The organism is Chlorobaculum sp. MV4-Y (genome assembly GCF_025244685.1).
In the GTDB taxonomy this organism is placed as follows: domain Bacteria; phylum Bacteroidota; class Chlorobiia; order Chlorobiales; family Chlorobiaceae; genus Chlorobaculum.
On the sequence record NZ_CP104202.1, the window covers coordinates 2,172,403 to 2,197,233 of the forward strand.

Below are 24,831 nucleotides of genomic sequence, written 5' to 3' on the forward strand. Positions count from 1 at the left end.
TGGTAGCTGACAAAAACTGGAGACGAGCCGGGAAAAGCGGCTGCGCCCTTCTCCCGGCCTGCATCACTGAAGCGGTGGGTTGTTCTTCCGGCGGAGGTAGGCCGGAGTGTCGGTTGAGCCTTTCTGTATCTGCTCGTCTTCGTCGCTCTGGCCGGGCATGGGGTTCGATCCGCCCGAAGGGCGCGATCCAGCGGTGCTGCACGCGCGACCAATATCGAATGGCTCCTGAATAGAACGGCTTTTTCTGATGTAGGCGGGAATTCTCATGTCCTCGACTACCTGTTCGGGATAGCCGGAGGCTTGGACTGGGCGACCGAAGCCCTTCAGGGGAGGCGCTTTCGGCACAGCCTTCTCCTGCTGTACAGCCAGCGAAGCGGGTTGTCGCTCCTCGCCTGGTTCAGCTCTCTTGAAACCGGTGACGATCACCGTGACCCGGATTTCGCCCGACACCTGCGGCTCATCGACATAGCCATTGATGATCTTGGCGTCGCCGCCAACCTGCTCCTCAATGTAGTTCATGGCGTCGGCAATGTCGCGCATGGTCACGTCGCCCGTGATGTTGACCAGCACGCCCTTGGCTCCGCGCATCTTGACCCCCTCCATCAACGGACTGGTGACGGCGTCCGAAGCCGCCTTCAGTGCCCGGCGCTCTCCCGCGGCGGCGGCGGAACCCATGACCGCGTCACCCGCGCTCTGCATAATGCTCCGGACGTCTGCGAAATCGACGTTGACGTGGCCGTGGTGGGTAATGATGTCGGCGATCCCCTTGACCGCCCGGAAGAGCACGTCGTTTGCCATGTTGTACGCCTCGGTGGCACTGACACCCTCATCGGCGATGCTCAGGATTTTTTCGTTCTCGACGATGATGAGTGTGTCGATATACTTGCGCAGCTCGGTGATTCCGGCGTCGGCGATCCGCGCCTTGATCTGCCCCTCGAAGCTGAAGGGGCGGGTAACGACGCCGATGGTAAGGATGCCCATATTGCGGGCGATGGAGGCGACAACCGGAGCAGCGCCAGTGCCGGTGCCCTTGCCCATACCAGCGGCGATGAACACAAGGTCGGCGCCGCGCAGTTGCATAGCGATCAGTTCGCGATCATCCTCGGCGGCAAGACGGCCCTTCCCCGGATCGGCTCCTGCGCCGAGTCCGTTAGTCGCCTTCTTGCCGATCTGCACGCGGATCGGCGCTTTCGAATTTAGCAGCGCCTGGCGGTCAGTATTGAAGACCACGAATTCGGTACCGCTGATCTTCCGCTCTATCATATTGTTGACGGCATTACCACCGCATCCGCCGACGCCGACAATCTTGATATTGACTCCGCTGCCCTGATCGCTGTCGAAAAGGCCCGGATCGAGTTCGAATGCCATACTCTCTATTCCTTGTTTTTCCTGTCGTTACAGGTAACTATCTCTGCTACAACTGATCCCAGAACTTCTTCAGGCGGTCAACAAACTTCTTTCCTGCTGGCGGGGCATCGGAACTCTGCTCGGGACTCTGCTGAGCTTGCGAAGGTTCCGGAGAAAAAGCAACCGGCTCATGAGTCTGCTCGGTTGGTGTTGGGGCAACCTCTCCATAATCCTGATACAGATTGTTCTGCAGAGAGTGGGCCACAAGGCCCATCACCGTCGCGTACATCGGATTATTGATCGCCTCCTTGATGCCACCCGACACCCCTTCTGGATAACCGGTGCGGACGTCGAGACCGAGAATGTCCCTGGCCAGCTCGCCAGTGCCGGGCAGAAGCGCACCGCCACCGGTGATGATAACCCCGGCATTGAGATAGTCGTAATAGCCCGAGCGCTTGATGATATCGCGCACCAGTTCGAAAATCTCCATCATGCGGGCTTCGATGATCACCGTCAGGGAGCTTTTCGGGAACGACTTGCTCGGCCGTCCCTCAATGCCCTCGATCAGAATTTCCTCCTCCTTGTTGAGCCCCTTCGCATAGGCGCAGCCGTGCTGGATTTTGATCTCTTCGGCCACGTCGTTGAGCGCCTTGATGCCGTAGGCAACATCGTGCGTCACATCGTTGGCCGCGACCTTGATCACCTCGGAGTATCGAATAGCGCCGTCTATATAGATGGCCACCTCGGTGGTGCCGCCGCCGATGTCGATCACCACCACGCCGCTCCGCTTCTCACTCTCCTTCATCACGGCGAGACCGGAGGCCACTGGTTCGAAGGTCATGGCGCTGACTTCGAGGCCTGCCTTTTCGATACACTGCTTGATGTTGCGGATCTTGGTGCGCAGCCCCACAACGATGTAGGCGCTGCCGCGCATGATCGTTCCGGCCATGCCGATCGGATCGAGCACTCCATCCTGGTCATCGACGATGAACTCCTGTGGAATGACATGGATGATCTCGTGGTCGATGTCGAGATAACGGATGTTGGTCTTGGCCTTTTCGAGGAAGCGCCGCACATCGGATTCGTTGACGATGCCCGACTGGTTGACGCTGATTTCGGAGTTGCTGTAGATGCAGTGGACGTGCGCGCCGGAGATGCCGACGTTGACCCCCTTGATCTTGATCGAAGATTCTCGCTCTGCGTCGGCCACCGCCTTCTTGATGGCGTCAACCGTCTTGTTGATGTTGACGACTGTCGCCCGTTGCAGGCCGTCGGAGTTTGCGCGTCCCTTACCGAGGACGTTGAGTTTGCCGACGTCATCTTTTTCGGCGACAACGACGCAGACCTTGGTTGTACCTATATCGAGACCGATTACAATATTGCTCTTCGGCATGAGGAGTTTTGGGTTCAATGACGTTCATCGGGAAGTTGGCCGCTCGCAGGAGGGGCAACCGGCGCCGCTGAAGAATCTGCGGACTCTGCTTCGCTCACGGGTGAGGTAGCGAACACTCTCTGCCGGAAACGAAGATCGACCGAATCGTAACAATCGATACCTTTCTTTGCAACAACCTTTTGCCAGAATATCTCGAATTTTTTCAATTTTTCCTTGAAATTACCGTCATTGCCGATAACAAACCGTATCGGCGAACCAGCCACCGTGAACCAGGTCTGGTTGCCCCGGGCGAGATGAATGCCAGACACCATCATCCTGGCGTAGGCGCTCCGGTCAAAGGCATCGAGCAAGGCGAAAAGGAGACTCCGATCTTTTTCGTTCAGTTGGCGCACTCCTCCAGTCCGCACGCCATAAACCGTTACGAGCCGGAACCGTCCCGAGACTTTCTCATCTGGCAACAAATATCCTTCGGTATCGATAATCAGATTCCGACCCGCGTCAGCGACCAGCGCTGACGGACGCCGTTCTTTGATCCTGACCCGCAGAATGCCATTCAGCTCCTTGCTGATTTGCATCTGTCTGATATAAGATTCCGGTGCAAGTGCCCGGCGGACATCGTCGGTTCTGATTTCGTCCAGATTTTCTCCCTTGAAACGGTTCAGACGGCGCTCGATGCCGGAAGCGGGAATCAGCGAAACGCCACTGACCACCACCCGGTTGACCGTCACTTGCCGTTTCCATTGCGTCGCGTACCACGAGAGTGCCGCAACGGCAATGAGCAGCAGTGTGGCGAAGGCCATCATCACCGGCGTGGTGCTGAAAAGGCGGCGCAGCTTGCCACTGCGAGGGCGCACCGATTCAGGCGCGTCAATGTCCGGCAGTTCCGGGTCCCTCAGTGGCTCCTCGCTCCGCTGTTCATGTTTCGGACGAGCCATGCCGTTTGCTCCTGTTATGCTTGTTAACAGCGAAGATCATGACGCCGATGCGTTTGCGTTGCCACGGCTCTCGGTGCACCAGGCGGCGAATCGCGCGGCCAGATGCGTGATGTCGCCCGCGCCCATGAAGAGGAAGAGCGTGCTTGGCGCGGCCTCCTCCTGAAGCGCCGCGAGCAGCGCGTCGCGCTCTTCGGCGAAGACTACGTTTTTCGCCCCGGCGGTTCTCGATGCCTCGGCCACCAGCTCGCCGGTGATGCCGGGGTAGTCCTCGGCCTTCTCGCGCGACGGGTAGATGCTCGCCACGTAAACTGTGTCGGCGCAGGAGAGCGCCCAGCCGAACTCACCGGCGAACTCCGCCGTCCGCGAGTAAAGATGTGGCTGGAAAACCGCCACGATGCGGTGCTCTTTCCATCCGTCGCGGGCTGCCCGCACGGTCGCCTTCACCTCGGAGGGGTGATGCGCGTAATCGTCGATGACAAGCATTCCGTCAGCACCCCGATACTTGACCTGGAAGCGGCGGCGCATTCCGGTATAGGCGCCGAGACCGGCGACGATCTTCTCCGGCGGCAGGCCGATTTCAAGGCCGACCGAGAAGGCTGCCAGCGCGTTGAGCACGTTATGCCTGCCGGGCACGTTGAGCCGTACGCCGGGGTAGCGCTCGCCGAAAGCCTCGACGGTAAAGGCACTGCCGCCCTCGCCGGGTTCGATCCCGGAGGCCATCACATCTGCGTGCTCCTCGATGCCGAAGGTGGTGTAGCGGCGGTTCAGGCGCGGAATGATACGCCGGATCTCCGGCCAGTCCACGCAGCAGATGACTCGCCCGTAAAACGGCACCTTGTTGGCAAACTCCGCGAAGCAGTCTCGCAGGTTGTCCATCGTGCCGTAGGTGTCCATGTGCTCCGATTCGAGGCTGTTGACAACGGCGATGGTTGGCGTGAGTTTGAGGAAAGCGCGGTCGTACTCGTCAGCCTCGATCACCATGTACTTGCCCTCGCCGACCACCGTGCTTCCCTTGAGGTAGTCCGACACGCCGCCGATCATCACCGTTGGCGACTGGCCCGCTTCGAGCAGCATGGTGGCGACCATCGCCGTCGTGGTGGTCTTGCCGTGGGTACCGGAGACGCAGATGCCCGATTTGTGGCGCATCAGCTCGCCAAGCATTTCGTCGCGCTTGATGACCGGAATGCCAAGCTTCTGCGCGGCGAGAATCTCGACGTTCTTCTCCGGGCGCACCGCCGAGGAGTAGACGACAACGTCGCTCGCGCCGACATTTTCGGCCTGGTGTCCCTGATGGATCACCGCGCCAAGCTCGCGAAGCTTGGCGATCACCTCGCCCGAGGCAAGGTCGGAGCCGCTGACCGCAAAGCCCGATTTCAGCAGCAGTTCGGCGATGGCGCTCATGCCCGCGCCGCCGATGCCGACGATATGCACATTCCTCGTTTTTCCCAGTTCCATGGGGAGCACTCCTTAAGATTTTGATAGCGCGATAATTCTTTCCGCGAGCGTCGCCGCCGCGCCGGGATGGCCCTCCCGGCGGGCCGCCTCACCCATTTGCCCAAGCTTGTCGCGGTCGCGGAAGAGTGCGAGGATTGCCTCGAACGACGCCTCGTCACCGATCTTCGAGTCGTCGATCATGACCGATGCGCCCGTATTGACCAGCGCAAGCGCGTTGTGGCGCTGGTGATCCGCCGCCGCGTAGGGATAGGGAATCAGCACCGAGGGCTTGCCGAGATTGGTCAGCTCGGCAAGGCTCGATGCTCCCGCCCGGCAAAGCACCAGATCTGCGGCTCCGTACGCCTTGCCCATCTCCTGAATGTAGGGGCCGATCCAGCGAGTTGCCGAAGTGCCGACTTCAGCAAGCACCCGCTCGGCGTCGAGCGAGCCGGTCTGCCAGATGAGGTTGATTGTGCCTTCGAGACGGCGGTACAGCTTCAGCACGGCATTGTTGATCGCCCGTGCTCCACGGCTGCCGCCGAACACCAGCAGCGTTGGCAGATTTCGGTCGAGGCCGAAAAAGTCGAGGCATGACTCACGGCTCTCAGTGGGAAACTCCCGCGCCGGATTGCCGGTCACGAACACCGAGGCTTTGCCGCCGAAAAACTTCCGGCTCTCCTCGAACGACAGATGCACCTCGGTTGCCATCCGCGCCAGCAATCGCGTCGTCACCCCCGGAAAGGCGTTCTGCTCCTGAATCAGCGTCTTGCGCCCCGAAAGCTGCGCAGCCAGAAGCAGCGGCGCGCTCACGTAGCCGCCGGTACCCACCACCACATCGGGGCGTTCCCTGAGGATCAAGGCCATTGCCATTGAGAGCGCCTTTGCGAAATCAGCAAGAATAGTGGTGTTGTCCAACAGCGCGCGCGGGGACAGCCCCCGCTTCAGCCCCCTGACCGGCAGCAGCACGAGAGGATAGCCGAGACGCGGCACTTCGGTTGCCTCGATTCCGGCGGAGGTGCCCGCGAAGGAGATGCTGATGCCGGGTACCCGCTTCTTCAGCTCCGCCGCCATCGCTACGCCGGGATAGAGATGACCGCCGGTGCCGCCGCCCGCGAAAAGCACTTTCATAAGGAGCCTCCTTTCGATTCGAGCAGAGCCTGCGCCCGCTCGATGGTTTCGACCTTTTTCCGGTAACGTGAAATGCTGACCAGAAGCCCGATGCCGAGCGAGTTGAAGAGCAGTGCCGTGCCGCCGTAGCTGATGAAAGGCAGCGCCACACCGGTGGTCGGCATGAGGTGGCTGGCCACGGCGATGTTGATGAATGCGAAAAAGGTGATGGCGAAGGTGACGCCGATGGCGACATAGCGCCCAAAAAGGTCGGGAGCGTGCTTGGCGATGATGATGCCACAGGCAAACAGCCCGGAAAAGAGCAGCAGGATAACCAGCGCACCGATGAAGCCGTACTCCTCGCCGATGATGACGAAGACGAAGTCGTTATACGACAGCGGCAGGTAAAGCTCTCGCTGTTTGCTGGCCCCGAGGCCGAGGCCGAGCAGGCCCCCGTTGCCGAGGCCGAGCAGCGCCTGACGCACCTGGTAGCTCAGCTCCTTCTCGCCGCCGCTGAAAGAGACGAGGCGGGCAACACGGTAGGGCGCGGCGATCGCAAAGACCGCCGCAATCGGAATCAGCAACGATGCCGTTGCGAGCAGATACTTGACTCTGATGCCGCCGATGAACATCAGCGTGAAGCCGATGATGGCGATGAGCGAGGCGGTGCTGAAGTTCGGCTCGAGCGCCACCAGCGCAACAACGATCATCAGGAGCACCAGCATCGGATAGTACCCATCATGCAGATCCTTGATATACTCTCTCTTTTCAGAGAGCAGCCGCGAAAAGTGAAAAATGATGGCGTATTTGGCCAGATCCGAAGCCTGGAACTTCAGCGGCCCAAATCCGAGCCAGCGGGCGGCGCCGTGAATGACGTGCGCCAGCTTGAGCAACAGCAAAATAGCCAACAGGCCGATGCTGACAAAAGAAACAATTTGCTCTTCTTTCTGAAGATATGGTAGTCGATGCTGCCAACCACGAAGATCACCACCATGCCAGCAATGGCAAAAGTGAGCTGCCGCCAGAGGAAGTACTGCGGGTCGGAAAATTTCTGTTCCGCCCACCCGGCTCCGCTGCTGTAAACGACGACGACTCCGATGCACATCAGCAGCGCGACGATCAGGAGCAGCAGCTTGCCGGCGATCTCTTCGCCCCGTCCGGTCGAGGGCAGCAGCGACGCCGCCGATTCGGCGGGAGCGTCGTCAAGCTCCAGATCGAAATTCAGCTTAAGGTCATTCAGCTTCATGTCAGCTCCCGGACAAGTTGCTTAAACTGGCGTCCGCGATCCTCGAAGTCGCGGAACATGTCGAAGCTCGAACAGGCTGGTGAAAAGAGCACGCTCGCGCCGGGACGGGCGTGCTGGCGAGCCAGCTCGACCGCCTCTCTGAGTGATCCGGCTGGCAGGACGTTGACGATGCCGTCAAAGGCGTCGGCGATCTTCTGGCGCGACTCGCCAATTGCCACGATGCAGGCGACTTTCTCGCGTACGATGTCGGCGATGACGCTGTAGTCGTTGCCCTTGTCGCGCCCACCCGCGATGAGCACCATGCCCGCCGGAACCGACTGAAGCGCCTGGAGGAGAGCGTTGACGTTGGTGGCCTTGGAGTCATTGATCCAGTCAATGCCACACGCATTTCCGGCGAACTCCTGCCGGTGTTCGACGCCGCCGAATGCCGCGAGTACGAGCCGCATCGTCTCCGGTGCCACACCAGCGGCGAATGCCGCTGCGACCGACGAGAGCACATTGTAGAGGTTGTGATCGCCGCGAAAGCCTGGTTTCATGATCTCGTCAACCCGCATGAGTCGCTCTGTCGAACCCGACGTGCGAATGACAATCTCGCCCTTCGCGACCGAAACGTAGTCGCCGTGCGCGGAGTCAAGCGTCTCGGCCCGCAGGCCGACGCGAACCACCCGGAAGGACCACGGCTCCTGCCGGTCGAAATGGGCGCGCAGGATCGGATCGTCGTGATTATAGATGAGCGTGTCGCCCGAGCCCTGCTGGGCGTGAATGCGGAACTTCGCAGCGGCGTAGGCTTCGATGCTGCCGTCGTAGCGATCCATGTGATCGGGTGTGACGTTGGTCAGTACGGCGATGTTTGGGCGGAATGAAAAGCACCCTTCGAGCTGGTAGCTGCTCAGTTCGAGCACGGCGATGTCCGCCGCCGCCATGTCGAGCACCTTCGACGAAAACGGAACGCCGATATTGCCGAGGCTGAAGGCACGGAATCTCTGCCGTTCGCCCTCCGCCTCGCAGATGCGGTGGATGAGCGTAGCCGTGGTGGTCTTGCCGTCGGTGCCGGTGATGCCGATGACACGAGCCGGACAGAACCAGCTCGCCAGCTCGATTTCGCTCACCACGGGAATGGCTCGCGCGTGCATCTCGCAAATGACCGGCACACGCTGCGGAATGCCGGGGCTGACGATGCACAGCGTCGCTTCGAACACCCGCTCAGAGTGGCCCCCCTCTTCGAACGGCACGCCAAACTGCCGCAGGGTCTTCGCCGCCTCGGGAGTGACCGCGCCAAATTCGCTCACGAATGGCTGCGCTTCGGCCCGCGCGAGCAGACCCGCCGCCGCCACGCCGCTTTTTCCCGCGCCGATCACCGCCGCCACCTTTCCTTTCAGCTTTTCCGGTTTCACGTTATCGCAGTTTCAGGGTCATGAGGCTTGTCAGAAAGAGCAGGATCGAGATGATCCAGAAACGGATCACGATCTTCTGTTCCGCCCATCCCTTCAGCTGAAAATGGTGATGCAGCGGAGCCATCAGGAAGATGCGCCGCCCCTCGCCGTACAGCTTTTTTGAAATCTTGAACCAGGCAACCTGCATCGAAACCGAGAGGGTTTCGACGAAAAAGATGCCCGCCAGAATCGGCAGAAGCAGCTCCTGCTTGATCATGAGCGCGATCACCGCGATAGCGCTGCCGAGCGACAGCGAGCCGGTGTCGCCCATGAACACCTCGGCGGGGCTGGAGTTGAACCACAGAAATCCCACGCACGCCATGACGATAGCCATACTCACCACGGCAACCTCGCCCGCGCCGGAGATGAAGGGAATGCTGAGATAACCGGCATAGACGGCGTTACCAGCCAGGTAAGCGAAACCTCCGAGGGCGAAGGTGACGATGGCCGCATTGCCCGCCGCCAAACCGTCGAGACCGTCGGTGAGGTTGACCGCGTTGGATACCGCCGTGATGATGAAGATCACCACCGGAATGTAAAAGATGCCGTAATCGACCGAGAGCTTTTTGAAAAAGGGTACGGTGGTATCGGAGAGCAGTACTGAAAAAACGGGGTCGTTCCAGGTGTAGAAGCCGATCACGAGGCCGAGCGTCACCTGCCCGATCAGCTTGTAGTGACCGGCAAGGCCGCCCTTGACCTTCAGCACCACCTTCTGGTAGTCGTCGATGAAGCCGATCAGCCCCATCCAGAAAACGGCCAGCATGATGAGCCAGACGTGTGGATCATCGATCTTGGCCCAGAGAAATGCCGAAACTTCAATAGCGAAAATGATCATAATGCCACCCATGGTGGGCACATCCTTTTTCTTGCGATGTTCCGGTGGGGCCTCCTCTTTGATCGGCTCGACGAATTTCGACTTGAGAAAGCGGATGAATCTCGGCCCGGCGAAGATGATGATCAAGAGGGCCGTGATGGCCGCCGCGCTGGCCCTGAAGGTCAGGTATTCGATGACCCTCATGCCGGGAAGACTGTAGAACTCGTTGATATAACGGAGAATGTAATAGAGCATCGTCGGTTCAGATCGAGTGCTGTTGTTTCTGTTTGATAAGGTCGTCCGCCGCCAGTTCAAGCTTCATTCCGCGAGATCCCTTGAAGAGCACCGCATCGCCTGGCTGGACGTACTCCGACAGGAAGCCGCGAAGATCATCCATCGCCTCGAAGTGCCGGAGGCAGCGCTCGCCTGCTTCCCGGCAGATGAGCCGGGCGGCATCGCCGTAGGTGAGGCATGCATCGACCGGCAGCTGGCGAATATACCTGCCGATGTCTTCATGTTCAATGGCCGAATTGCTGCCGAGTTCGAGCATGTCGCCAAGCACGGCGATCCGGCGGCTACGGCACTCGATGGCGGCGAGCGTGTCGAGCGCAAAGCGCACCGAGTCGGGATTGGCGTTGTAGGTGTCGTTGAGCACCACGAGATCGCCATCGTCGAACAGCTCCATGCGCTTCCACCCCTTCGCGGGCAAAAGCGAGCCGAGTCCGTCAGCGATTTTTGCCGGATCGAGGCCGAAGTGCGCACCGACCGCCGAGGCGGCTACGGCGTTGATGACGTTATGCCGACCGACGAACTGCATCGCCACCGGCTGGCGGACTCCGGACTCCGACGAGAGCGTGAACGAGATGCGCCCCACGCGGTCAGCACTAATCTTTTCAGCCCACCACGGGCGATCTGTTCCCGGCTGCGCTCCGTAGCCGATCTTTCTTGATAGAGCGGCTCCTGCAGCAGCAAGGCGGTGGTCGTCGAGATTGACGAACGCTGTGCCGCCATGCGCTTCGAGGTAGCGGAAGAGCGCCGCCTCGGCATCGGCGACCCCGTCGAGGGAGCCGAAAAATTCGAGATGCTCGTGGCCGATGTTGGTCAGGAGCCCGTGTGTCGGGCGGGCAAGCGAGCAGAGGAACTCCATTTCGCCGGGATGGTTGATGCCCATCTCGATCACGGCCACTTCGGTGTTGCGGCGCATCCGCAAGAGCGTCAGCGGCACGCCGAGGTGGTTGTTGTAGTTGCCCTGCGTGACAAGGACGTTGAAGCCGGTCGAGAGCACCGCGGCGACCATCTCCTTGGTGGTGGTCTTGCCGTTGCTGCCGCCAATGCCGATCACCGGAATGTCGAAGCGCTCCCGGTAGGCGGCTGCGAGCTGTTGCAATGCCTCGACCGGATCGTTGGCGACCAGGAAACGGCAGCCGTCGCCCTGATGCTCCGTGCCCTTTTCGGCGAACCATTCGTGCGACACCACGGCCCACGATGCACCGTTGGCGAACACCTCGCCAACGAAGCGGTGCCCGTCAGTGTGCTCTCCCGGCAGCGCGACGAACACCGCACCATCGACTGCCTTGCGAGAATCGATCACCACCACCGGATCGTCGAGCCGGTAGCTCTCATCAACGTCACGGGCCACGATGGTTCCCGTCCGTTCGAAATCGCTGAAGATCAGCGCTCCTTTCATCTTCACTCCCTAGCTTCTTCCATTAACTCGTTTCATTTGCGCAAAACACGCCGCCAGACACTCGCGGTCGGAAAAATGGCGCTTCACGCCCTTGATCTCCTGATACGCTTCGTGCCCCTTTCCGGCCACCAGCAGAATGTCACCCGCACCGAGCTGCTCGACCGCCCGTCGGATCGCCTCGGTGCGGTCGGCGATGCGCAGATGCGCCCGGCCCGCCATGCCTGCCTCGACCTCGTCGAGAATCGCTTCGGGATCTTCATCCCTCGGATTGTCGGAGGTGAGGATGACCCTGTCCGCGAGTTCTGCGGCGATTCTGCCCATTTCGGGACGTTTCTGCTTGTCGCGGTTGCCGCCGCAGCCGAACACTACCGCGAGCTTCGCGTCTGCGGGCGTCACGGCGCGAAGAGCTTCGAGCGCTTTTTGCAGGGCGTCGGGCGTGTGCGCGTAATCGATGATGGCGCAGCGGCTGCGGTCAGCACTCCAGATGCGCTCCATCCTACCGGCAACGGTATCGGCTGCAGCGAGGCCGCACAGCGCGGTAGCGGGATCGATGCCGACGCCGACGCCCACCGCGAACGCTTCAAGCATGTTCATCACGTTGTAGGCTCCCGGCAGTGGCACGTTCATCGCCAACGTCCTTCCTCGGAAAGAGACCTCGGCCTTCGTCCCCTCGACGCTCATATCCAGCACTTTCGCGTCGAAACAGCGGGCGGAATCGCAGAACGGAGCGCCACTGGTCGAGCAGCAGAAAACGAGCTCCGGCGGGAGATTGGCGATCATGAACTCCGCGCGGGGATCGTCGGCATTGACCACGGCGAAGCCGTCATCGTCGAGGCGGTCGAAGAGCAGGCGCTTGGCTTCGGCGTACTCCTCCAGCGTCGGGTGAAAATCGAGGTGCTCGGGAGTCAGGTTGGTGAACACCGCAGCCCGGAAGCGCAGTCCGTGCACTCGGTCGAGCACGAGCGCGTGGGAGGAGACCTCCATCACCGCAGCTATGCATCCGGCATCGACCATCTGCCGGAAAAGCGCGTGAAGCCCCGAAGATTCGGGCGTGGTGCGTTCGAGCGGAATGTCGCGGGTGCCGATGCGGCACAGGCCGGTGCCGATATATCCGGCAGGAAGGCCCGAGGCGTTGAGCATCGAGGTGATGAGTCGTGCCGTGGTGGTCTTTCCGTTCGTGCCGGTCACGCCGATAATCATCAGCTGATCAGATGCGTTGCCGTAAAATGCCTTCGAGAGTTCCGCTAGCGCCTTGCGGGCATCAGGTACGAGGATGTACGTGACCGAATTGCGGCGTTCCGCCGGGAGCTTTTCGCAAACCACCACCGACGCGCCTGCCTCGATTGCGGCGGCGATATAGCGGTGCCCATCAGTGCTGAAGCCGGGTACTGCAACGAACAGCGTGCCCGGCGCAACCTCGCGCGAGTCGCAGGTTACGCCGGTGACGGCTTGCGCTCCGCTCCCGCCCCGGCGTTCAACCAGCGCGCCGAGACCTGCAATCAGATCGTCGAGCAGCACCATCGGCGCTTCTTCGCGGTTTTCTTCCATCACCTGTTCTGAACTCTTTTCGCCAGGCTCACCCTGACCGTTGTCTCTTTCTGTACTTTTGTTCCGGGCGCGATGCTTTGCGAGATCACGCTGCCACCGCTGTTCCCTGAGGGCTCCATCTTCAAGCCATTCCATTCAAGCAGTTTAGCGGCATCGCTCTCGCGCAATCCTTTCAGCTCCGGAACAACCACCGTCGAAATGCGGTCAAGCAACTCCTTTTCGGGGGATTTCATGCTCAGCCGTTTTTGCATCTCCAGAGAGCAGGCCAGCGCGCGGCCGCAGGCCCTTGAAAAAACCGGAGCCGCCACGGCTGACGCATAATACGCTGTCTGCGGTTCATCGACAACGATAATCGCCGCATACTGAGGGTTGTCGTAAGGAAAAAATCCGACGAACGAGGCCACGTAGTAGCGCCATCCCTGATAGCTTCCGTTGTGCAGCTTCTGGGCCGTGCCGGTCTTGCCGGCGACCGGAATCCCCTCGATGGCCGCCGCCATGCCGGTGCCCTTTTCAACCACCGCACGAAAATACTCCTTCGCCATGTAGCGGGCAGTTTCCGGCTTCAGCGCCTGTACTATCTTCAGCGGCTCGTTCTCCGTGATCTTTTTGCCATCGGGATCGGTCACGCTTTTGATGATGAACGGCCTCATGCGAGCACCGTCATTGGCCAGGGTAGCGTAGGCCTGAAGCACCTGAAGCGGGGTTGCCATAACCTGATAGCCGTAACCCATCCAGGGAAGCGTCATGCTGCCCCATCGCGAAACCGGCTTGAGCCAGCCTCCCGATTCGCCGATAAGGCCGACACCGGTCTTCTGCCCGAAACCGAGAGCGCGGGCATAACGGTAAAATGTTTCTGCTCCGACCTTCATGGCTGTAGTGGCCGCGACGACGTTGCTTGACTCGGTGATCGCCTTCTGAAAATTCATAGCCCCGAACGGCTCGTGATCCCGGATGAACTTTCCATGAACCATGAGCGAGCCTCCGTGGCCATCAACCGGCGTTTCCGCCGTCCAGTGCAGCGCCTCGGTTGCCGCCGAGGCCATGACGATCTTGAAGGTCGATCCCGGCTCGAACATGTCGGTGATCGCCCGGTTGCGCATCTGATCGATGGTCAGCCCACTCCGGCGGTTCATGTCGAAGGTGGGGTAGTTGGCTATCGCGATGATTTCGCCTGTCCGCACGTCCATCACGATGCCCATCGCGTCCCGAGCCTTGAACTCCGAGACCGTCTGCGCGAGTTCCTCTTCGAGGATGCCCTGCACGTCGGCGTCGATGGTCAGCGTCACGTCATTACCGGCAAGGGGCTGCACCTGCTCGGCGTCGGGCGCGGGGTAGCTTTCGCCGGTTGCCGAACGCTGGAAAATCCGCACGCCGTCGCGGCCCCGGAGCTTTTCGTCGAAGCTCTTCTCGATGCCGCTGACCCCCTTGTTGTCGCGGTCGGTCAGGCCGATGAGCTGCGCGGCCACGTTCAGGTAGTAGCGGTGCTGCTCGCGTTTGAAGCCCACCCCCTTGATTTTGAGACTCATCAGTTTCGCGGCCTGCGATACCGGCACGTTGCGTTCCAGCCAGACAAAGTGCTTTTTTTTGCGGAGCAGGTCGAGATAGTTGCGGCGGCTCTTGCCGAAAGCGTCCGAAAACAGCCTTGCGGTCGCTCCGGCATCCTGCACCTGTTGCGGATCGGCGTAAAAGGAGATGCTCTCGACGCTCTCGGCAAGCGGACGGCCATAACGGTCGAGAATGCGCCCTCGCCGGGCTTTTTCGGTCACGATCGTCTCGTACTGCCGGTTCGCTTTCGCCCGGTATTTTTTGACATCGAATACCTGGATGCCCAGCAGCTTCGAAACGATCGCCAGGCAAAACAGCAGCATGAGCGTAGCCATGATGCCAAGGCGCAGCCCGAATTCATGGTCGCTGGTGCCACGGTGGTTTTCCGGTGTCGTTCTCTCCTGGTTCATGCATTCTTCATAAAAGAGGGGTGCTGTCAGGGTTCAATCTCGACCGGAGGAATGAATGAGGAGTCGAGTCCGAGATTTTTGGCATAGCCGGAGATGTACCGGATGCTCTGAAGCTCGCGGCTCTTCAGCTCTTCAGCAGTCGAGATGCTGGTGCTGATCCTGAGCTGCTCCCGCAAGCGTTCGTTGCGCTTGGCCAGATCATTGATCGCCAGGGTATTGCTGATCTGCACCAGAAAAAGCACCGTACCCAAGAGGAGGTAAGCAAACGTTCTCAGGCGCAAGAGTGAGCCTATATCGAAAATTTCGGGCGAATTCACCGGTGGTGACGCTTTGCGAAACGGCTCCGGATCGAAGCCGAATGGTCGCCTTTCCGTCACATCGACGACACCAAGCTCATAGCTTGCCATGTTGCTTCCGTCCTCCGGCCCAAAAATTTTGCCCGGCCTGTCAACGAAACCGGCAAACGGCTTTTCAGCGGATTTCAAAACGTTCACGAATCACCTCCTCTGAAGGTTACAGTTTCTGAATGACTCTGAGACGTGCACTTCTCGATCTCGGATTGCGGCTGATCTCTTCAGCCGTGGCTTCGATCGGCTTTCTGACCACCAGCACCGCTTCGGCAGGCTTCAGCGGTTCACGGAGCGCGACCCCCTTAGGGCCCCAGTCTGCCGACGTTTTGGCTGCAAAAAAGCGCTTGACGATCCTGTCCTCTAACGAATGGTAGCTGATAACTGCGAAACGCCCGCCCGGTGAAAGCAGCTCGAAGCCATCCTCCAAAGCCTGTTCAAGAACGCCGAGTTCATCATTGACTTCGATGCGCAGCGCCTGGTAAATTCTCGACAGTGTCTTGATCGCCAGGTCTTTCCTGGGGCAGGCCGCCCTGACCACCTCGGCCAGTTCGCCGGTCGTTGTCAGTGGCGCGGAACTCCTCGCCGAGACAATCGCCCGGGCGATTCTGCCGCCAAGCGGCTCCTCACCATACCGGAAGAACAGCTTCGCCAGCGCAGCCTCTTCATACCCGTTGACAACATCGGCGGCGGTCAGCGGCCCGTCTGGGTCCATCCGCATGTCGAGCGGACCGTCCTTGAGATAGCTGAATCCGCGTTCGGGCGTATCGATCTGAAACGATGACACCCCGAGATCGAGCAGAAAACCCATGACCGGAAGACCGTTCCCCGCGCCCCGCATAATTGGTTCCACGAGCTCTTTCACCATGCCGAAGTTGCCCCTGACCAGACGGTGCCTGTCACCAAGCTCTCCGAGTTTCTTCCCCGCAGCTTCGAGAGCATGAGTATCCTGATCAATGCCGACAAGGAGCGAATCACCGTTAATTGTTTGAAGATGCCGAAGCAGCTGTAAAGAATGACCACCACCGCCAAGCGTGCCGTCGATGTATATTCCCGGAAGGGTGACCAGAAGCGAAACGGATTCACTGGCGAGCACCGGCTCATGATAGTCCTGGTAAACCATGACCTCAGATGTACCGGTTTGCAAGCGGCGCGAACCGGCCCGCGTTATCGCTCAGCAGCCGTTCCAGACGGCGCGGCTCCCAGACAGTCATTTTTGCGTTGGCCCCGATGATGACCGCATCCTTGACGATACCGGCATGATCGAGCATCTCCCGTGACAGTGCAATCCTGCCTGAACGGTCAAGCTCCGTCTGGTCGAGGCGCGCATAGATCATGGTGGTCAGCAGGCGCTCATCGGGATTGAAATCGGAAAGTTTGAGCAGTTGCTGCTCTTTTTCGCTCCAGACCGACGGTTCGTACAGTTCAAGTGATCCGTCATCGGCCTTGAACACATAGAGCACCGGAGAGCGGCTTGGATTGCCCGTGGCGGAATCGTCCTCCTGCAAGAGGAACCGGCGTCGAAACCGGGCGGGAATCAGAAGCCGCCCCTTCTCATCGACACTATGCTGTTCTCTTCCGATAAATCCGGGCACTGGTCTCCCACTTTTTCCCACTTTTCCCCATCTTTAATGTAGTTAATCAAAACCTCAAAAAAAAATAGCAGACTCTATGTGGCTGTGATTGAAAAAAGCACAGGGATTTATTCTTGGGGCTTGGTTTGATCGGAGGGTCTCTTGGCAGAGAGCAAAAGATTTCCTCATCAGAGAAGCTCATGTACTTCCGGAGCATGAGAGGCTGGCTTACTGGGAGGAACTTTGCGGCCATTGCATTTCCTTTTGTGTGTGACAGTTTGCTTGTGCTTCGCATCTGAAAGGCAACCCTCATCGTAACTCCCAAGGAGATTCAGTATGAAGATCAAAGCGCTGCTTCTTTTTCTGTTGTTCTGTACCATCGCGGTTGCCCAGGATGGATTTGCCAGGGGAAAAACCCGGCTTGGAGTCTTGAGGGTTACCAATCACTCCACGGCGGCATGGTGGGCCGGCGGAGTCGGCATCGACCAACCGTTTCCGCGTGCTTGAAAGGAAAGAGCTCGATGCAGTACTCGATGAACAGGAGGACGGCAGGACAAGGCCTACATGGCGGTCGATCTGAAGGTGATCGATGTGGAGACCGGCGAGATTTATGACGCCAGGACGGTCGAGGCGACCTCGAAATCGAGCGGCGTCAGCGTCGGCGTGTACCGCGACGGCTTTGGCGGTCACCTCAGCGAGTACAAGAACACTCCTGTCGGCAAAGCGATCCGCGCCTGCATCATCGAAATTACCGATTATCTGCAATGCTCGCTCGTGGAAGGCAAGGACAGCGGCTGCATGGATGAGTACAACCAGAAAGAGAGGAATCGCCGGGAGAAGACCAGAAACGCCATCGACCTCGATTGATCAAGCTCGACCGACTCGCCTGAATTCAGAAGCGCCTGCGCATTTTTCTTCGGATGTGCAGGCGCTTTTTGTTGACGCAAGAGTCGTTGAACCTGTTCGGCTTCTGAATCTGGGTTTTCGCGATCAGCTTATGGTGGTTATGACAAGGTACGCCGTGTAGGCAACGTAGCTGCCGAGCAGCAAACCGCCCTCGATCCTGTTGATCCGACCGGTGCCTGCGCCATGGAAGCCATAGCCGAAGATGAAGAGTGACAAGGTCAGCAGCGACATTGCCATGATGTCACGGGAAAAGACCAGCGGTGCCTCTTCCGCCGGATGAATCGAACCGGCAATTCCGGCAACGGCCAAAGTGTCGAACAGATTTGATCCCAGCACATTGCCGAGCGCGATGTCGTGCTCTCCCTTGCGCGCGGCCACGACCGAGGAGACGAGCTCGGGTAGCGAAGTGCCAACCGCCACGACCGTCAGGCCGATAACCAGATCGCTCACGCCAAGCGCCGCCGCGATGCCGACCGCTCCCTAGACCAGCATCCGCGAGCTTACGAGCAGCAGCACGATCCCCAGAGCTATCAGGAAAAGCGATTTTTTCAGCGGCATCTGGTGCTGATCGAGCTCCTGCTCCATCTCTTCGGCGAAATCGTCGCTCGATTTGCTGATGCCTTCCCACAGAGCCCATCCGGTCAGAAGCGCGAAGAGCGCCAGTAAAATGATGGCATCCTGACGGTCAAGCATACCGTCGAAGAACAGATATGCTGCGATTGCCGTTACTGCACTCGGGATCGGTAACTCCTTGCGCAGGACACGGGAGTGAACGGTGATCGGGTTGATGAGTGCTGTAATACCGAGAATTAGGGCGATGTTGCTGATATTCGAGCCGAATACGTTGCCAAGTGCAATATCGGGATTGCCTTGAGAGGCTGAGATGGCTGAAACCGACATTTCGGGAGCCGAAGTGCCGAACCCCCCACGATCAGCATACCGATCAGCAGCGCTGGCATTCTGAAATAGCGGGCTGTCGCAGCCGCGCTATCAACAAACCGTCCGGCGCTCCAGCCCAGCAATGCCAGTCCGGCAACGAGAGCAAGAGAAAACAACAGCATAGCGAATCAGTTCAACAGGTGAGCGATTGCGGAAGATAGCATACCGGACTCATTCTGCCGAATGGCGCCCGCCCGTCGAATAGTTTGCAGAGCGTTCACGCTCAGAACAGATCACCGCAGGCTTCCCGGTGTTACCTTTGTATTTCAATCTTACCGGACTACCTATGCAATGGCTCTACTGTGATTTTCATATCCACACGGCCTGGAGCGATGGAGCTTGCTCGATTGACGAGGTCGTCGATCTGTACGGCGAAGCGGGATTCGACGTGATCGCCATCACCGATCATCTGCTCGACAGCGAAAGCATCGAACGGTACGGCAAGCCGGCTTCAGAGCTTTCTGTCATGGACAGCCTGGAGTTCGGCGCGTACCAGGAGGCGCTGTGGGGGGCGGCGCGGCGCGCCTGGGAGAGGTATGGAATGCTGCTGATTCCGGGAGTCGAGCTGACCAACAACACGAAGCGCTACCACATTCTGGCTCTCGATATCAAGGAACTCATCTCGCCCGATCTCTCCGTCGAGGAAATCATCGAGTCGATCCGGCGGCAGCAGGGCATTTCGGTTGCCTGCCATCCCCATTTCCGGAACCACTCCGGCGAAGAGCCGTCGTTCTATCTCTGGGAAAATCACGAACGGCTCGCCTCGCTGTTCGATGCCTGGGAGGTGGCCAACCGCGACGACCTGTTCAATGTGGTCGGTCTGAAAAAGTTCAACTACATCGCCAACTCCGATTTTCACGAGCGGCGTCATCTGTTGTCGTGGAAAACGCTCTTGCGGTGCGAAAAAAATGTCGAGTCGGTCAAGGCCGCCATCAGAAAGAACGAGCAGGTTTCGTTATTTTTGTACCGTGGCGGAAAAATCCGGCTGTGACTTGCGGCCCCAAAAACGGAACGATGGTAGTTGTTTTCAGGCGCTTTGTAGCTCTCTATGATTGGTTTGAGCAGCTCTGGGAAGACCGGCGCACGGAACGCATGGCAGCCAATCTGCTGATTCTTGCGTTTGCCTTTTCGCTTGCCCTGATCGAGCTTGCCCGGCTGGGGCTGCTTCCGGCAGAAGTCGCGGCCCTGCTGCCGAAAAGCCATTATTATGCCATCAATACAGCGCTCTCCATGCTGCTTGGCCTCGAAGTGTTCGGGCTGGTTTTCAGCATTGCCAAATCGGTGTCGGTGTCGGTCGGCAAGCAGTTTGAAATTCTTTCGCTCATTCTGCTGCGCCACTCCTTCAGCGAGCTTGTCCATTTCAGCGAGCCGCTGGGCTGGGCGGAGGCGTCGCAGCCGGTGCTGCTCATGCTTGCCTATGCGGGCGGCGGCCTGCTGATCTTTCTCCTGCTCGGCGTCTACTACAAGCTCCAGCACCATCGTGCCATCACCCGCGATAAGGAGGCTGCGGCGGATTTCATTTCCGTGAAGAAGATCATTTCGCTGTTGCTCCTGCTGATCTTTTTCGTGATCGGTGCTATCGACGGATTGAAGTACCTGAACGGCAATGCCACGAACGAATTCTTTTCGCTCTTCTTCACGATTCTCATCTTCAGCGACGTGCTGCTGGTGCTGATCTCGTTGCGCTACAGTTCGAGTTACCCGGTTGTTTTCCGTAATTCCGGCTTCGCGGTCGCCACCTTGCTCATCAGGCTTGCCCTGACCGCGCCGCCCTACTTCAGCATACTGCTCGGCATCGGCGCGATCACCTTTGCCATCGGCATCACCTTCGCCTACAACCGCTTCGAAAATGCCGAGATGCAGCGCTCGGCGCATCTCTGAGTGCTGTGTCCGCCCTGTCAACCGGCGAGGTGCTGTTCGACGAGCGCCCGGCGGAGCACCTTGCCGAGAGCTGATTTGGGTAACTGCTCGCAGAATTTGATGTGCTTCGGTACTTTGTATGGGGCCAGCGCCTGGCGGCACCAGTTTCTCAGTTGTTCCGCGTCCAGCGAACGCCCTTTGCGCAGTACCACCCAGGCCTTGACCGCCTCGCTCTGATAGTCATCGGGTACACCGGCCACACCGGTTTCGAGCACGGCGGGGTGCATGGCGATCACCTCCTCGACCTCGCGCGGCCAGACCTGGAATCCGCTGGGCTTGATTACATCCTTCTTTCTGTCCACAATGTAGAGATAGCCGTCATCATCAATGTACCCGAGATCGCCGGTGTACAGCCACCCGTCACGCAGCACCTCGGCGGTCTCTTCGGGATTTTTCCAGTAACCAGTCATGAGCTGGGGCGAACGGATGACGATTTCGCCGATCTCCATTGAGGGTAACACCTCGATGCCTGTGTCGGCATCGACGATGCGCATCTCGACATCCGGCATCGGCAGACCGACCGAACCGTTTTTCCTGATACCGGTAAGCGGCGGGCAGACCGGGGAGACCATGGCTTCGGTCAGTCCGTATGCTTCTATGATCGTTGCTCCGGTCAGCGCCTCGAAACGGCTTCTTGTTTCGTTATGCAGCGGTGCGGCGGCGGAGATAATCAGCTTGAGGGAGTCGAGGGAACCGGGCTCTTCTTTAATCAGCTGATGGGCGGCCAGCGCGTTGAACAGCGTCGGCACGCCCGGTAGCACTCCGACATTGTACTGCTTGATCGTTTTGATCAGCAATTCGAAGTCTCGGGGATCGGGGATGAGCACCAGCGGCGAGCGAGTGATGAAGCCATAACCTATAATGGCAACCTGCGGATAGACATGATGCAGCGGCAGGTTGAGCATCACCGGTACCCGCTCGGAACCAAGAACAGGTCTGAACCAGGCATCGACCTGCATCCCGTTCATGATAGGGGCCTCGTGACGGCCAATAGCGCATTTGGGCTTGCCGGTTGTTCCGCCGGAAAAGATAAGCAGCGCAGGGTCTTTTGGGGATACTTCGACGGCTGGCGTTTGCGAACCGGAGTAGCTTTCGATCATTGCCAGCATCCTGAGGTCGCTCGATTGCAAAAGTGTGGCTACCACTCCGTTTGCCGGAGAGGCGTTGCGCGCTGCTGCGGGAAAATAGTCGTGCAGGTCGGAGATAACGACCGTTTTTAACGAAGTTCTCGACCGGAGATGGTTGATCTTTTCATAGAACGGAGCAAGCACCACAGCGATTTCAGCTTCGCATTCGTCGATCGCTCGTTCAAGCTCGCGCTCCGTCCAGAGCGGATTGAGCATCACCGCGATGGCTCCGGCTTTCCAGATACCGAATTCAGCGATAATCATCTGCGGCGAGTTGGGTAGAAGCACCGCTACCCGATCGCCCTTCTGCACCCCTTCGGAATACAGGGCTGCTGCGAAGGCGCTGCTCTGACGCTCAAGCTCCCCATAGGAAATGGTATTTCCCAGGAAAAGCAGTGCTGGCTTTTCGGGGTTTTCCCTCGCTGTTTCACGCAGAATGTCCGGCAGTGTTACCTGCGGATAGGGCGCAAGGGAGCTCGGTATGCCTTCGTCGTAATGGCTGAGCCAGGGTGCATCAGAAAATGTTGCAGCGTGGTTGTGAGAACGCCAGCATCCATAACTATAATTGTGTTATAGAGTTGAGAAAATTATTTCGTTTCAATGTCCGGCAACGTTACACCGCGCTTTGTGAGGTCTTGTTTGCCCATGCCTCGCATCAGTTTTTTGTTCAGTGCCTTCGACTTATCGATTTCCTCTTGTGGTATTGTTATCTCGACGCCGCCACTTTTTATTTTGACCTCTTTTTTCGCAGTGCATCCGAAAGACATGAGCAAAACGAGGATCATAATACCGAGGTAAACGTAGGGCCTGAAATCAGGCACTTTATATAACTTTCTCCAATAAGACATAGTGATAATTCCTTGTATTGGTTGAGTGAAACATTGTTACTGAATATCGGGCAACGTGACCGCGTGCTTTGTGAGGTCTTGGCTTCCCATACCCTTCATCAATTTATCCCCATATGCGGCAGCAGCTTGCTTCCGCGCGGCTTCCTCGGCGGCCATTGTCGCCGTTATTCTGGTGCTGGTTGTGAGGTCATAAGAGTGTTGGTTGTGGGTTATCGCATGATCCGCCAAAAGGCGGATGGACAGGATGACAGGAGAAAAAAATATATATACCGTTAAAGCTCTTCTGAATATACGACATTCATCTGTATTCCGCCCCAATGACCTCGCAGATTACTGATGTGAGACGAGCCAGCTCGTCGTCACGGATAATGAATGGCGGCATGAGATAGACCAGCCGTCCGAAGGGACGAACCCAGACGCCTCGCTCGACGAAGGCTTGCTGGATGCTCGCCATATCGACAGGGTGGTCGAGTTCAACCACGCCGATGGCACCGAGTGCCCGCACGTCGCGCACACCGTCGAACTTCGCGCAGGGTGCAAGTCCTTCAGCGAGCTGGCGTTCGATGCGTCGCACGTCGGTCTGCCAGTCGCCGGAGAGCAGCAGCTTCAGGCTCGCCACGGCGACCGCGCAGGCGAGCGGGTTGGCCATGAAGGTGGGGCCATGCATGAAGAGGCCGGGATTTCCGCCGGAGATGGTGTTGGCGACGTGACCGCTCGCGACCGTGGCAGCGAGGGTCATGTAGCCGCCGGTAAGTGCCTTGCCGAGGCAGACGATGTCAGGGATAACACCCGCGTGCTCCATCGCAAACATCCGGCCCGTGCGCCCGAAGCCGGTGGCGATCTCGTCGAAAATCAGCAGCACGCCGTGCTCCGAGCATAGTTCGCGCAGCCGTTGCAGGTAGCGCGGATTGTAGAAGCGCATCCCGCCCGCGCCCTGTACGATTGGCTCGATGATGACTGCCGCGATGGTGTCGGCGTGAGTTTCCAGCGCCTGCCGCATCCCGGTAATCGCCTCCTCGCGCCACGGCTCGCCGAAGCCGCACGATGGCGCTTCGACGAAGAGCTGTTCGGGCACTGCACCGCTGAAGAGGCTGTGCATTCCCGTCACCGGATCGCAGAGCGACATTGCCATGAAGGTGTCGCCGTGATAGCCGGAGCGCACGGTGAGGAGGCGCTTTTTGCCAGGCTTGTCGGCGGCCTGCCAGTATTGCAGCGACATCTTGATCGCCACCTCGACCGATACCGAGCCGGAGTCGCAGAAGAAGACGCGGTCGAGTGGATCGGGCAAGAGGCCGGTGAGAATTTTCCCAAGCTCGATGGCCGGTTCGTGCGTCAGGCCGCCGAACATCACATGGCTCATGCGTCCAATTTGCTCGGTCACGGCGCGGTTCAGCGCCGGATGGTTGTAGCCGTGAATCGCCGCCCACCACGACGACATGCCGTCGATGAGTTTCCGCCCGTCCTCCAGCTCGATCATCACGCCGCTGGCTCCGGCGACGGGATACACGGGCAGCGGCTCCTTCATCGAGGTGTAAGGGTGCCAGAGGTGGCAGCGGTCGAAATCGAGGTCTATCGTCATTGGCCCGGAAGGTTCAGGATACGCCGCAATTCGTCCGCCGTTGCTGAGAGGCCGCTGGCGTTGAGGTCGATCACCGGCGCGTCGCCGAAGCCGCAGCGCTTCAGGCCCGCCGCTATCACCTTGCGCGTGTCGGTGGCGATGGTTTCGTCCGCCTCGAAGTAGCGGTTGTAAATGACGGCTCGGACAGGAATGCCGCGCGTGGCGCACGCTTCGAGCGAGAGGAGCGTGTGGTTGATGCTGCCGAGCCGCGAGGAGCTGACCAGAAGGAGGTCGTAACCCGCGTCGCGCACGTAGTCGGCGAAGAGCAGCTCCGGCGTGAGCGGCACGAGCAGCCCGCCGACCCCTTCGAGCAGCACCAGATCGAAGAGCTTCTGCAACCTGAAGGTGCTGCGCCGGATCGTCATGATGTCAATTTCGCGCCCCTCCATTTCAGCGGCCAGGTGTGGCGAGGCCGGAAAGCGGAACACATATGGGCAGGTTGTGCCATCGCGGTCGGCCTCCTGCAACTCGATACCCATCAGCTCGCGGTGCGCGGTGATGTCCTCCGATACGCCTTCGCAACCGGTCTGCGCGATCTTCTGGGTGATCGTTCGCACTCCTGATTCGGTGAAGTGTCGGGCGAGCAGGCCGGTGGCGACGGTTTTGCCGATGCCGGTGTCGATGCCGGAAATAGCGAGTACCTCTCCTCTCAT

General features: G+C 59.2%; 21 protein-coding genes and 2 pseudogenes. 4 read left to right on the forward strand and 19 right to left on the reverse strand.

Annotated features, from left to right (window positions below):
* Positions 1-63 precede the first annotated feature (63 nt).
* From ftsZ to mraZ, 14 genes and pseudogenes are all read right to left on the reverse strand, one after another.
* On the reverse strand, positions 64-1,368 hold the full coding sequence (gene ftsZ, locus NY406_RS10820; RefSeq protein ID WP_260534339.1) for a cell division protein FtsZ: 1,305 nt from the start codon (positions 1,366-1,368) through the stop codon (positions 64-66).
* 46 nt (positions 1,369-1,414) lie between these two features.
* Positions 1,415-2,740, reverse strand: coding sequence for a cell division protein FtsA (ftsA, locus tag NY406_RS10825; protein ID WP_260534341.1), 1,326 nt, complete (start codon positions 2,738-2,740; stop codon positions 1,415-1,417).
* 14 nt (positions 2,741-2,754) lie between these two features.
* Positions 2,755-3,675 (reverse strand): cell division protein FtsQ/DivIB, encoded by a 921-nt coding sequence (locus NY406_RS10830; RefSeq protein WP_260534343.1) that lies wholly within the window; start codon positions 3,673-3,675, stop codon positions 2,755-2,757.
* Between the two features lie 36 nt (positions 3,676-3,711).
* On the reverse strand, positions 3,712-5,130 hold the full coding sequence (murC, locus tag NY406_RS10835; RefSeq protein WP_260534345.1) for a UDP-N-acetylmuramate--L-alanine ligase: 1,419 nt from the start codon (positions 5,128-5,130) through the stop codon (positions 3,712-3,714).
* Between the two features lie 12 nt (positions 5,131-5,142).
* Positions 5,143-6,237 (reverse strand): undecaprenyldiphospho-muramoylpentapeptide beta-N-acetylglucosaminyltransferase, encoded by a 1,095-nt coding sequence (murG, locus tag NY406_RS10840; RefSeq protein ID WP_260534346.1) that lies wholly within the window; start codon positions 6,235-6,237, stop codon positions 5,143-5,145.
* Positions 6,234-7,462: pseudogene (locus NY406_RS10845) on the reverse strand (FtsW/RodA/SpoVE family cell cycle protein). The gene murG and the pseudogene NY406_RS10845 overlap by 4 nt, the downstream one beginning before the upstream one ends.
* Positions 7,459-8,856: a UDP-N-acetylmuramoyl-L-alanine--D-glutamate ligase gene (murD, locus tag NY406_RS10850; RefSeq protein ID WP_260534347.1), complete on the reverse strand. Its 1,398-nt coding sequence runs from the start codon at positions 8,854-8,856 to the stop codon at positions 7,459-7,461. The pseudogene NY406_RS10845 and the gene murD overlap by 4 nt, the downstream one beginning before the upstream one ends.
* 1 nt (position 8,857) lies before the next feature.
* Positions 8,858-9,964: a phospho-N-acetylmuramoyl-pentapeptide-transferase gene (mraY, locus tag NY406_RS10855; RefSeq protein WP_260534348.1), complete on the reverse strand. Its 1,107-nt coding sequence runs from the start codon at positions 9,962-9,964 to the stop codon at positions 8,858-8,860.
* A 7-nt stretch (positions 9,965-9,971) separates the two neighbouring features.
* Entirely contained in the window at positions 9,972-11,396 is a 1,425-nt protein-coding gene (locus NY406_RS10860) for a UDP-N-acetylmuramoyl-tripeptide--D-alanyl-D-alanine ligase (RefSeq protein ID WP_260633800.1), read from the reverse strand.
* 9 nt (positions 11,397-11,405) lie between these two features.
* A complete protein-coding gene (locus NY406_RS10865; protein WP_260633801.1) occupies positions 11,406-12,944 on the reverse strand; it encodes a UDP-N-acetylmuramoyl-L-alanyl-D-glutamate--2,6-diaminopimelate ligase in 1,539 nt (512 codons plus the stop codon).
* A complete protein-coding gene (locus tag NY406_RS10870) occupies positions 12,944-14,899 on the reverse strand; it encodes a penicillin-binding protein (RefSeq protein ID WP_260534350.1) in 1,956 nt (651 codons plus the stop codon). The genes NY406_RS10865 and NY406_RS10870 overlap by 1 nt, the downstream gene beginning before the upstream one ends.
* Positions 14,900-14,925: 26 nt before the next feature.
* Positions 14,926-15,393 carry a hypothetical protein gene (locus tag NY406_RS10875; protein WP_260534351.1) on the reverse strand — a complete coding sequence of 156 codons (468 nt, stop codon included), beginning with the start codon at positions 15,391-15,393 and terminating at the stop codon, positions 14,926-14,928.
* A gap of 19 nt (positions 15,394-15,412) precedes the next feature.
* Positions 15,413-16,369, reverse strand: coding sequence for a 16S rRNA (cytosine(1402)-N(4))-methyltransferase RsmH (rsmH, locus tag NY406_RS10880; protein ID WP_260534353.1), 957 nt, complete (start codon positions 16,367-16,369; stop codon positions 15,413-15,415).
* Positions 16,370-16,373: 4 nt separating this feature from the next.
* Positions 16,374-16,841, reverse strand: coding sequence for a division/cell wall cluster transcriptional repressor MraZ (gene mraZ / locus NY406_RS10885; protein WP_260534355.1), 468 nt, complete (start codon positions 16,839-16,841; stop codon positions 16,374-16,376).
* A gap of 315 nt (positions 16,842-17,156) precedes the next feature.
* Between mraZ and NY406_RS10890 the strand changes: the two genes are divergently transcribed.
* Positions 17,157-17,327, forward strand: coding sequence for a hypothetical protein (locus NY406_RS10890; RefSeq protein WP_260534266.1), 171 nt, complete (start codon positions 17,157-17,159; stop codon positions 17,325-17,327).
* A 57-nt stretch (positions 17,328-17,384) separates the two neighbouring features.
* On the forward strand, positions 17,385-17,687 hold the full coding sequence (locus NY406_RS10895; protein ID WP_260534357.1) for a CsgG/HfaB family protein: 303 nt from the start codon (positions 17,385-17,387) through the stop codon (positions 17,685-17,687).
* A 123-nt stretch (positions 17,688-17,810) separates the two neighbouring features.
* Here the strand turns inward: NY406_RS10895 and NY406_RS11355 are convergent.
* Positions 17,811-18,787: pseudogene (locus NY406_RS11355) on the reverse strand (calcium/sodium antiporter).
* Between the two features lie 164 nt (positions 18,788-18,951).
* Here NY406_RS11355 and NY406_RS10910 point away from each other — a divergent pair.
* Entirely contained in the window at positions 18,952-19,656 is a 705-nt protein-coding gene (locus NY406_RS10910; protein WP_260534363.1) for a PHP domain-containing protein, read from the forward strand.
* 23 nt (positions 19,657-19,679) lie between these two features.
* Positions 19,680-20,546, forward strand: coding sequence for a hypothetical protein (locus NY406_RS10915; protein ID WP_260534365.1), 867 nt, complete (start codon positions 19,680-19,682; stop codon positions 20,544-20,546).
* A gap of 17 nt (positions 20,547-20,563) precedes the next feature.
* Here the strand turns inward: NY406_RS10915 and NY406_RS10920 are convergent, their stop codons facing one another.
* The 4 genes from NY406_RS10920 to bioD all read right to left on the reverse strand — a co-directional run bounded on the left by NY406_RS10920 (position 20,564) and on the right by bioD (position 24,831).
* Positions 20,564-22,195, reverse strand: a complete 1,632-nt coding sequence (locus tag NY406_RS10920; RefSeq protein ID WP_260633802.1) for an AMP-binding protein — start codon at positions 22,193-22,195, stop codon at positions 20,564-20,566.
* A 104-nt stretch (positions 22,196-22,299) separates the two neighbouring features.
* Positions 22,300-22,533 (reverse strand): hypothetical protein, encoded by a 234-nt coding sequence (locus NY406_RS10925; protein WP_260534367.1) that lies wholly within the window; start codon positions 22,531-22,533, stop codon positions 22,300-22,302.
* Between the two features lie 325 nt (positions 22,534-22,858).
* The gene (gene bioA, locus NY406_RS10930; protein ID WP_260534369.1) at positions 22,859-24,139 is read right to left on the reverse strand and encodes an adenosylmethionine--8-amino-7-oxononanoate transaminase; all 1,281 of its coding nucleotides are present in this window, start codon (positions 24,137-24,139) and stop codon (positions 22,859-22,861) included.
* Positions 24,136-24,831, reverse strand: a complete 696-nt coding sequence (gene bioD / locus NY406_RS10935; protein ID WP_260534371.1) for a dethiobiotin synthase — start codon at positions 24,829-24,831, stop codon at positions 24,136-24,138. Before bioD ends, bioA begins: the two co-directional genes overlap by 4 nt.